This window comes from Oligella sp. HMSC05A10 (genome assembly GCF_001808335.1).
GTDB classification, from domain to species: Bacteria; Pseudomonadota; Gammaproteobacteria; order Burkholderiales; family Burkholderiaceae_B; genus Oligella; species Oligella urethralis.
Genome location: NZ_KV792917.1, coordinates 1 through 5,165, shown reverse-complemented (window position 1 = coordinate 5,165; position 5,165 = coordinate 1). Strand labels below are relative to the sequence as shown.

Below are 5,165 nucleotides of genomic sequence, written 5' to 3'. Positions count from 1 at the left end.
ACCTAAAATTGCTACTAAAAATGGGGGGACTACACCCTTTCCACTAAAGTAACCTCATAATAAACAATTAACTTAGCTTCCTATAAAAGAATATTAGCTGCTTATTAAATTAAATAGCCATCTTAATAATATCTTGAAATAATAATTATTATCATTTATAATTATTATTAAAAATGATAATCATTTGCTTTATTATTTATAAAAGGCTTATTAATATGAAATTTCTTCACTCCAAAAGGTTTTTGTTAATTTTTGCTTTAGCCAATATATTTGTCTCTACATCAGTTGCGTCGCAAAATAATAACACGCTATCAATTACAGATGATCGCAATGTTACTGTTGAAGTCCCTGCTAAACCACAACGTATTGCAGCAATTTCGTATTTAGCTGTTGATGTTGGTTTAGCATTAGGTATCAAACCTGTTGCTACTACCTATATGATTCCGGGTCGTGATCCTGACTTTTTAGGAGGATTAACTAAAAATATAAAAAAAATAGGTCAACGTGCCAGACCAAATTTAGAACTTCTCTCCGAAACAAAACCAGATACTATTATTGCGATAAAACGTTATACCGCTGCATATGCAGAACAATTACAGAAGATTGCTCCTTATGTTGCATACAATATGGAACTCCTAAACGGTAGCTACAAAGAAGTAGCTGAAGTTGCCAAGATTATGGGTTATCCAGAACGTGGTAAACAACTTAATGAAGAATTTAAACAGCATTTAGCTAACTACCTAACAAAAGTCCCCAAAGATAAACATCCTAGCTTTGTTATTATGTGGGCTGGGTCATACTCGGCTTTTCACGATGAACAAACAGCAGCATCTATTATGACAGCTCTTGGTGGTAAGAATATTATGGGGTCTATGCCAGTTAACGGCCGCTTCACCTCAAATATCAGTTTAGAGACTTTATTAGAAAAGAATCCAGACATTATCATAGTATTAGAATGGCTAGTAGATGACAAGGGTAATACTGTTCGAACACATGAGGATAATCCTATTTGGAAACAACTATCAGCAGTAAAAAATGGGCGTGTAATTTATGCCGGGGATGAATGGTCTGAAGCTAATGGTCCAATTGCGCGTGAAATATTGCTAAAAGAGTCTGCCCATTATCTTTATCCAGAGATATTCCCTAAAATTGATGTAAAAGCAGAAGCTCTAAAAATGATTCCTGTAGAACTTCATAAATAACTTTTGTTCCAATCAATATGCGTACATCACGATCAATGGTGATAGGAATAGCTTCTATCTGTACGGCCGTTGCTGTCATATTTATTGGGTTAATGATTGGAGCACGGCCACTCACATGGGATACTATGATTAACGCTCTTTTCTCTCCTGATAATAAAATTGATTCTATTTTTGTTTGGACGCTACGTTTGCCTCGGAGCATTTGTGCTTTTATGGGAGGAGCCAGTCTAGCAGTCTCTGGGTATTTATTGCAAACATTGACTCGCAACCCATTAGCAGGACCAGGATTGACTGGCGTAACTTCTGGAGCCGTCGCAGCGATTGTATCCTGCTATATCTTTTTTCCAAAAATATCATCTGGCTCTTACTCTTTCATTGGTCTTCTAGGAGGACTTACTGCCGCATTGATGGTCTTTTGGATTACTCGTGGTAATTTAAAGCGTCCTTTACATTTAGCATTAGCAGGCATTAGTATCTCATTATTTTTCAATGCGATAACTACCTATTTACTCATCTCAATTGGTCCACAAGCTTCTTCATTATTATTTTGGTTAACGGGAGGTTTTCAAGGGCGAACTTGGTTACAACTAGCCTACATGTTACCTTGGGTGACTATTGGCATTGGTGGGGCATTGTTGACTCGACGTATTTTTAGCTTAATGGTATTGAGTGATGAGGCAGCTAGCAGTATGGGACTACGTCTCAATCTCTGGAAGTCTATTTTTCTAGTTTTAGCCGTTATTTTAGTTGCAGGTGTTGTCCCAGTTGCAGGTCCAGTTGCTTTTGTTGGACTAGCAACACCGCATATTGTCCGCTTATTGCAACCTGATAATCCCTGTTGGAGTGTGATATTAGCAGCCAGTTTGGGCGGTTTAATAGCAACAATAGCAGATATTATTGCACGCTCTATTGCTGCCCCCCAAGAATTACCTATCAGTATCATCATGGCATTAATTGGTGGGCCAGTATTTATTTATTTGATACAAAAGCCAAACTTTTCTTTGAATAAAGGATCAAAGAAATTAAGTCTATGCTAAGCACTAAAGAACATATCATACCTCAATATACATCTTGGAAACTGATTGTTGGTTGGGCCGTTTTAGCACTTGTTTCAATTTTTTTGGCGATATTTTTGGGTGTTGTAGATATCCCCATAAGCGATATATTAGCGACTTTTACAGGTCAAGGCTCTAGCACTGCTCAGTCAATTATTATGGATATTCGATTACCACGAATTATTACAGGTATGCTAGCAGGTGTGCATTTGTCCATAGCAGGTTTTATTTTACAAACTATCACTAGAAATCTATTAGCTGACCCATCAATTATGGGAATATCACAAGGAGCTACGCTAGCTATTACTATTTTTCTATTATTTACTGTTTACACTGGTAATGTAAGTGAATCTCAACCGGTAATGCCTATTGCTTGGCTACCAGGAATAGGGATGATTGGTGGTCTAATAGCCGGTGTAATTATTTATTTTTTTGCTTTGCAACGCGAATTGGGACCTCTACGAATTACTCTTTGTGGTATTGCGATAGGAGCAATTCTTCATGCTATAGCGCTAGGATTGATGGTTGGCTGGGGATCTCATCGGATTGAGGTTGTACTCGAATGGCTATCGGGATCACTTTATGCTCGTAGTTGGCAACATGTTTTATTTTTATTACCTTTTACAGTATTTGGGTTACTTAGTTTACCTCTATTGTCTCGCCCACTAAATCTACTACACTTTGAAACAACAGTAGCACAATCTTTTGGTTTATCCTATAAACGGCATTTTTCATTTGCATTAATACTCGCTTGTAGTCTTGCTGCTAGTGCCGTAGGTGTAGTAGGACCAATCATTTTTGTAGGTCTAATTGCGCCTCATTTAGCACGTTTTATTGCTGGTCGTCATTTATCTTTAGTTTTGCCACTAAGTATTGTATCGGGAATTATTATTGTCACCTTTAGTGATTTAATCGGACGTATGGTCGGGCAGGATTTTGAAATTCCTATCGGGGTTGTCACAGCACTGTGCGGTGTACCTTTATTAATTACATTATTACGCCGTACGATTTGAGGATACCATGTTACTTTCTTGCAAACAATTATCAGTCTCCTATGGTTTACACAAGGCACTTAATCAATTTGATTTTGAGCTAAATCCCGGAGAAATACATGTGCTTATCGGTCCAAACGGTTCTGGTAAAAGTACTGCTTTACAAGCTATGGCAGGATTGCTTTTACCTACTGAAGGAAGTGTGATACTAAATGAAAAAACGATAAAAAGCATGTCGCGTCGGGAAATAGCTCGCCACCTTGCCTTTTTACCTCAGCAACCGATAGCACCAGATGAAATGACCGTACAGCAATTGGTTAGACAAGGGCGTTTTGCTCATGTAGGGCTATTTCGACGCTACAGCCTCAAAGATGAAGAGACCATTGCATGGGCATTAGAAAGTACTAGTCTAGCTAACTTTGCAAATAAAAATCTGTGTGAATTATCAGGCGGTGAACGCCAGAGAGTATGGATTTCTGCTGCATTGGCACAAGAAGCTAAAATACTGTTGTTAGATGAGCCTACTTCATTTTTGGATATTGGCTATCAGATCGAAGTTCTTGATCTTGCTTATCGATTAAGCCGAGAAAAAGGCGTAGGAATTATCATTACAATTCATGATCTTAACCATGCTATGGCTATTTGTGACCGAATATCATTACTTCATCATGGAAATCTAGTATTTACAGGATCACCTCAAAAACTATCAGAATCAGGTCTCTTAGAGAAAGTTTTTAATGTCAGAGGACAATTTGTACAAATTGCGCAAAATGCTCCACCCTATTTTGATGTTAAACTAGCGCGATGGAATCAGCGCAATAGTTAAATTTATTTTTATACAGTTAAAGGAAAATTTATGCCATCTAATAATGAAATTCTTCAGCTACTTGCTCGCTGGGATCGTCAACAAGAAGGTTATATTAAACAAAGAGAAGAACGTTTTAATATAATGTTTGATATATTAGGCACTACTTTGGGAAATAATTTTACCGTCATTGATGCCGCTTGCGGACCTGGTTCACTTAGTTGTCGATTATTAGAGCGATTTCCTGAGGCTAAAGTCATTGCTATTGATGCTGATGTGATGTTACTTGAAATGGCAAAAGTATCATTAGCTCCCTATGCAGATAGAGCTATTATTATAGAAGCTGACTTATCTAATGAAATCTGGCGTGACAAAGTAATAGAAGCAGCAAATACATTAAAGGTTGGCAAACCATCTGCGCTTGTTTCTACCACTGCCTTGCATTGGCTCTCCCCTGGTGCTCTAGCCGAATTCTATGGAGTGGTTGGCGAACTACTCATGCCCGGAGGTATTTTTATGAATGGCGATCATATGCGTTTTGATAGTCGTTGGCCAACGCTAAATTCATTGTCACTATCCATACGAAAACAAATTGAACAAGAAGCCGTAACAAACGGTGAAGATGATTGGGATACTTGGTGGATGAGAGCTAGCCAAATTACACAATTAGCATCCCTTAAAGAGCGTCGTGACGCATTTTATACATCAAAAAAAACCAAACGCCAAACCAGTGGAGAAGATTGCTCCGTAGATTTTCATATAGCCGCCTTACGACATGCTGGATTTAATGAAGTAGGCACAATTTGGCAATACTTGGATAATTATGTTATTTTTGGTCGTTTACCAAAAATTAATGCATAACGTAATTACAGCAAATACTATTCACATGTAACAGCAATCTTCATTTTTCTAAGTACAACAGTCAAAATTATGTTGAGATTTTGACTGTTTGCAAAATAATAGTTGAGATACTAATCAAATTGATTTTTATTATACTTAACGAATATTTTTGTAAAAAAACAACAAAAAACTTGATTAAAGAAGTAGTCATCGATATAATTTTATTTCTTTACTGTGGTGACCGTAGCTCAGTTGGTAGAGTCCCGGATTG

General features: G+C 37.4%; 5 protein-coding genes. All 5 read left to right on the top strand.

What is annotated here, in order from left to right:
* The first annotated feature begins 215 nt into the window (after positions 1 to 215).
* Genes HMPREF3144_RS05455 through HMPREF3144_RS05435 form a run of 5 tightly spaced genes read left to right on the top strand, consistent with a single transcriptional unit; the run spans position 216 to position 4,915 of the window.
* The gene (locus tag HMPREF3144_RS05455) at positions 216 to 1,202 is read left to right on the top strand and encodes an ABC transporter substrate-binding protein (protein WP_070476873.1); all 987 of its coding nucleotides are present in this window, start codon (positions 216 to 218) and stop codon (positions 1,200 to 1,202) included.
* 17 nt (positions 1,203 to 1,219) lie between these two features.
* Entirely contained in the window at positions 1,220 to 2,239 is a 1,020-nt protein-coding gene (locus tag HMPREF3144_RS05450) for a FecCD family ABC transporter permease (RefSeq protein ID WP_070476871.1), read from the top strand.
* A complete protein-coding gene (locus HMPREF3144_RS05445; protein ID WP_083290397.1) occupies positions 2,233 to 3,270 on the top strand; it encodes a FecCD family ABC transporter permease in 1,038 nt (345 codons plus the stop codon). Before HMPREF3144_RS05450 ends, HMPREF3144_RS05445 begins: the two co-directional genes overlap by 7 nt.
* 7 nt (positions 3,271 to 3,277) lie before the next feature.
* On the top strand, positions 3,278 to 4,075 hold the full coding sequence (locus HMPREF3144_RS05440) for an ABC transporter ATP-binding protein (RefSeq protein WP_070476863.1): 798 nt from the start codon (positions 3,278 to 3,280) through the stop codon (positions 4,073 to 4,075).
* A gap of 30 nt (positions 4,076 to 4,105) precedes the next feature.
* On the top strand, positions 4,106 to 4,915 hold the full coding sequence (locus tag HMPREF3144_RS05435; RefSeq protein ID WP_070476862.1) for a class I SAM-dependent methyltransferase: 810 nt from the start codon (positions 4,106 to 4,108) through the stop codon (positions 4,913 to 4,915).
* Positions 4,916 to 5,165 lie beyond the last annotated feature (250 nt).